The 5,504-nt window shown below is 45.3% G+C and carries 2 protein-coding genes; both read right to left on the bottom strand.

Features of this window, described 5'->3' with window-relative positions:
- Positions 1-320 precede the first annotated feature (320 nt).
- Entirely contained in the window at positions 321-2,513 is a 2,193-nt protein-coding gene (locus IQ230_RS25780; RefSeq protein ID WP_228055408.1) for a family 1 glycosylhydrolase, read from the bottom strand.
- 103 nt (positions 2,514-2,616) lie between these two features.
- On the bottom strand, positions 2,617-5,013 hold the full coding sequence (gene glf, locus IQ230_RS25785) for a UDP-galactopyranose mutase (protein ID WP_193935035.1): 2,397 nt from the start codon (positions 5,011-5,013) through the stop codon (positions 2,617-2,619).
- Positions 5,014-5,504: the final 491 nt, after the last annotated feature.

Consider the following 5,504-nt stretch of genomic DNA (forward strand, 5'->3'; position numbering starts at 1 on the left):
CTGATTGAGGTGTCACCTTGTGTGTATGCCTTAACTATTTTTTCTCGCAAGTCGAGCGAGTACGGTTTCATTAGACTTCATTTGTGTACTCCTCTTACTGTACCTCATAAACTTGCAATAGGCTGTAAGTACTAAAAAATTAGGAATTTGTATATTTTTTGAATCATCTATGGCAAGGTCATATTAAAATATTTAAATAGCATCACAGACGCCCTACGACTCCCTTCGGGGCTACTGAAACAAAGTGTGCCTGCGCACACTAAGATAATAGTCTTATCAATAAGTCTGCGGAGGTGGAAAGTGTTGACTGATCTGTGAGTTTATTTGAGTTCATCGAAGTAACGCGCGATCGCACTTTCAAGACCAGGAAGCAACTCGCCGCGATTACTACCAAGTACACTGTAACTTGGGCGGGGAGCGATTAAGCCTAGTTCTTGCAACGGACGAGCAATCACGTTACTGATACTCAAACCTGCTATTTTGGCAGCTAGTCGTGCCAAATCAGCCCAGGCGATCGCACTTTTGTTAGCCAAGTGCCACAAGCCGCACTCACCATCAATTAACAAGTCAAGGCTAGTATGGACAAGATCGGGGACATACGTGGGTGACACGACGGCATCCTCTGCGGCAATAAACGTCCGCCCCGCAGCTAACTCACGCAATGCGATCGTCACAAAGTTGTAATCATCCCAAGGTCCGAAAAAGGCACTCGTGCGAATTACCAACGATGCAGGATATGCACGTAAGACTCGCTCTTCGGCTAAAGCTTTACTCTGTCCATACACATTCAACGGAGTCGCTGGATCGTCTTCTACATACGGCGTGGATATCGCACCATCGAACACCAAATCTGATGAGAAAGTCAGCAATGCTATATTATGTCGAGCGCAAACAGCGGCTAAAGTTGCGGATCCTTGCGTATTGACCAACATACAAATCTCCGGTTCGCGTTCCGCGTCGTCTACCCGTACATATCCAGCGGCATTGACAACTGCCCACGGCTGTAACTCAGTGAGAACTGTATCAACAGCAATTGGATCGGCAATATCCATCTCTTGGCGTGTCAGTAACTGGTACGAGATCCCCCGAACATCGCAAATGCGTGCAAAAGCTTTACCAAGAGTTCCAGTTGCTCCCACGATCGCAATCGGTTTAGAGGTAATTCTCAAAGGAGGTTCAAAAGACGTTTTCTCGTGAGTTGAAACTGGAGGAAATAGCAGCCGCGCTTGCTGATGCCACCATCCTGGTGTTGCAAGTAATGGGTGCTGTGGAGTACGTCCAGCAGCAAGATCGCAGACCATTTTAGCGATCGCTGTCGGTCGGGGATGGGGTGAACGGACATCGAATACACCTGGCTCGTAGTAGCCGTCACAGCGAGTAACTAAGTTATGCCAATCGTAGCTACCTAACAGCGACCAAGCGGTAACAGCGCGAACATCCACACCGCGATCGCGTAATTCTTGTGCGGCATTCCATACTTCGTATAGCCAGCGCAACTGTTCCTCACGGGTGCAGTTGAGGTGAACTTCAGTAATTGCCAGCGGTAATTTGTAGCGTTCCCATGCTTCTGTAAGCAAGTGGCGATGTCCAGCTATACCTTCAGCACGAACCCTTACTGCTTCGACATCTGCATACTGATGCTTGCCATTACCTCCATGCGACCAATTCGGATAGTGTTCAATCTGCTCGTTCAACAAGCGATCACTTGTTAGGTAATGATTAATTCCCATAATATCCGGCGGACAAGGATTTTCTAAAAATTCTGCAAGTTCAGCTTCATCAACACCACACTTATGCAAGTAGTGCCACATCGGATGCGTTGGAGACAGCCTACCACACAATAAATCGAAGCTTAGCCAGCGGCGCTCGTTTTCCAACGCTGCCTGGTATGCCAACAACGGCGTACTAAAAATTTTACCCAAATCTTCGGTTTGCACGAGTTGAGCATGGGGATTGACTTCTCGGATTGCCAAAATTGAAAGTGCGATCGCCCGACACTGCCCTAACAAGGCGCGGATGAAAGTTAATTCATCTCTTCCGTGAGGATACCAGTGACCGTATAATCCACTAAATCGTGCGGTTGTTAGTGGCTCATTGATCGGCGTGTAATGTGTCACCCAAGGATAGCGTTCAGCAACCGCACGCGCAAACGCAGCGAGTTTCTCCGGAAATTCTGGATCTACCAAGCTGGTATCGCTAGGACCACTACCATGATGCACTAATCCGACAATAGGACAAATGCCCAGTTCTCGCAATCGACCTAGCCGTACATCAGCCCAAGTCCAGTCAGCATTTTCGATGCCATTAGGTGCGATCCGCTCCCACAAAATTGGGTAACGAATCATACGTATCCCCAGTTCGGCAAATAAATCCAAGTCATCCACGCGGGTTGCATGACCGTTACGTTGCAACTGATCGAAATACTCATCACCCACACGATTAACTGTACACTCTAATCCAGCCCAGATTTCCACAGGATGTTTTGATACCATTTGGTTGAATAATTGCGACATTTAAATAACTGAAACTGACGATTGGTAAGATGCCCTCCGACTGAAGTCGGGGCTACCCAGGCTAGGTGATGTGTTGATTGCAACTTGTCTCACCATTATCAATTCAAGCTTTAAGTGCAATTTGCTTGTAAACCACCAGCGCCTGGGCAACGCATTGATCCATGTTGTAATACTTGTACGTTGCTAGCCTTCCGACAAAATATACTCCTGGTGTTATATCAGCGAGTGCTTTGTACTGCTTGTAGATTTCCTGATTCTCAGGACGCGGTACGGGGTAGTAAGGATCTCCTTCAGCTTGGGGAAATTCATAAACAATGCTCGTTTTATGGTGTTCTTGCCCAGTTAGGTATTTAAACTCTGTGACACGAGTATATAAGTGTTCGTTGGGATAGTTAATGACTGGTGCCGGTTGAAACACACCAGTGTGATGCGTTTCGTGTTTAAATTCGAGCGATCGATACGGCAACTTACCATAGCGAAAATCAAAAAACTCATCAACGGGTCCGGTGTAAACCATCTCGCGGCAAGGTATTGCTTTGGCAATTTCTTGATAATCTGTATTTAGCATGATCTTGATGTTGCGATGAGCCAACATATTCTCGAACATCCGTGTAAAACCGTGTCGCGGCATCGCTTGGTAGATGTCGGTGAAATAGCGATCGTCGCGGTTGGTACGAGTGGGAATCCGCGCGATTACCGATTTATCGAGTTCTGAGGGATCGAGTCCCCACTGTTTGCGTGTGTAGCCTCGGAAGAATTTTTCGTATAACTCCCTGCCGACTTTACTCACTACGACATCCTCACTGGTGCGGATGTATTCCCTTGATTCTCCGATTGATTTAAAGAATTCTGTTGCTTCAAATGAATTGAGGTTCATACCATACAGCTTGTTGATGGTGTCGAGGTTAATCGGAATAGGAACAAGTTGCCCATCTACACTTGCAAGAACGCGGTGTTCGTAAGCCCGCCACTGTGTGAAACGTGAAAGATACTCGAAGACTTCACGCGAGTTGGTATGAAAAATGTGCGGACCATATTTGTGAATTAGGACGCCATGCTCGTCGTAACAATCGTAGGCGTTGCCGCCGATGTGATTGCGCTTGTCTACAATCAGCACTGTTTTGCCATCACTTGCCAACCGTTCGGCGATCACACTTCCAGAGAACCCTGCGCCGACAATTAAGTAATCGAATACAAAGTCTCTAGTAATAATGCTTGGTGGTTGCGGGATACTGGTCGTGCTGTCATGTTTAGCCGCGATCGCTGAATTAATTAGTTGCATCATTGATGCCCAAGTGCGATCCCACGAAATCTGTTCTAAAAAGCCATCTACCCGGCTTAACCATGCCGATGCAATATCCTCTTGCATTGCTTTTTGCGCAGCGGTGACAAACTCCTCAATTGTGTCTGCAATTCGCACCAACTGCATCTCACCGTAGGGACGCACCACGTCGCGAATCGAGGTAGATACCACAGGCTTACCCGCAGCCAAATATTCTGGAGTCTTAGTCGGGCTAATAAAGCGGGTTGATTCGTTGTGCGCAAACGGTAGTATCGCCAAATCCCATCCAGCTAAATACGCAGGTAGCTGTTTATAATCTTTCGTACCGAGGTAATGAATGTTTTCGCGTTGTGGTAAAGTTGCCGGATCGATTTTTACCACAGGTCCGATTATCACCAAGTGCCAGTCGGGACGCACATCAGCGATTCCAGCGAGTAACTCAATATCCATGCGTTCGTCAATCACGCCAAAAAAGCCTAAGCGGGGATGAGGAATATTAGCTTGATCGGCTGGTTCCGCTGCTTGGGATCTTGCTTGTGCAAAGTGGGCTACATCGACACTGCTAGGAAAAGCATAAACGTTCGGGTGCTGGTTGACTTTACTTTCGTAAAGGCTTTGTCCTCCGGTAAATACCAAGTCTGCACGACGGAATAATTCAGCTTCGTAGTTTTTTAACGCAGGGGATGCTCCTTTGAAGGCAGACAATTCATCCATGCAATCGTATACTACTGCTTCGGGTTGCAAGTGACGTGTAAAGGCGATCGCCATTGGAGTGTAGTACCAACAAATATATTTGCTGATGTTCTGCTGTGCAAACAAATTATCAATCAATTTTTGTAAGGTGGGAGCGATCGCATCTTCACTTAATGCTTCTGGTAAGTGCGGCACAACAACCCAAACCCCGTTTTCATCACGATTGATCTCCAACCTTTCTTCTTGATGTGAGCTAAAAATAGGCTCCTCAATGAAGAAGACTCGTTTTCTTTGAGCGCAGCGATTTAGAAGATGTTGAGGTCTTTGATAAACAAACTTCCAACGCAAGTGAGATAAACAAATGACATCTGCTATCTCTGTAAATTCTATGGTTCTGAAATCAGTTTTGGAGCCTGATGATGCGTCTAGTGGTTCTGTTGCTATTGATAGCTTGGCTTCATCAACGCTGGATGACACCGCACCATTGCTACCATTCTCTGCTGGTTGAGCGTTTTCTCTGGGCATAAATTATTTCAAGCTTTTTAATTAAAGTGATTATGAAGAGACTTACTAAGTAAACGCAAAATTGCCTAGTTCTTGCGCTTCACCTCAAGAACTAGTGCCATGATTATTGAGTGGAATAAATTACTGCTTTTAGATTAGTAACTCTAAATTAGAGATTAAATGTAATTTAATTACTTAACATCTACTTACAGGGCATATTTGTTTATATCAAAGGGAAGAAATTGTATAGTTCTTTCTTTGTAAAAATAAATACAAACGATTGTAATGGCTTAACAACAGAACTATGTTTTTTATTGGTAGTACTTTGTTTTTCCTATAAACTTAACTAAGTTAATTCTTTTCAATTAATATGAATATGCTCTACTTAGAGGATGTCTGAAAAGTCAAAGACTATACCAATCGTCTCAACATAAGACGAATCATCGCAACTTGAATCATCGCCTCAGAAGTGGCAGGTAAAACCTCATAATCTTTGCTCAGTCTCCGACACC

Origin of the sequence: Gloeocapsopsis crepidinum LEGE 06123 (assembly GCF_015207655.1) — a bacterium.
Lineage (GTDB): Bacteria > Cyanobacteriota > Cyanobacteriia > Cyanobacteriales > Chroococcidiopsidaceae > Gloeocapsopsis > Gloeocapsopsis crepidinum.

What these genes read in the sequence shown, in the direction of transcription:
- IQ230_RS25780 (WP_228055408.1), bottom strand. Translation starts at nt 2,513, where the DNA reads ATGTCGCAATTATTCAACCAAATGGTATCAAAACATCCTGTGGAAATC.
- glf (WP_193935035.1), bottom strand. Translation starts at nt 5,013, where the DNA reads ATGCCCAGAGAAAACGCTCAACCAGCAGAGAATGGTAGCAATGGTGCG.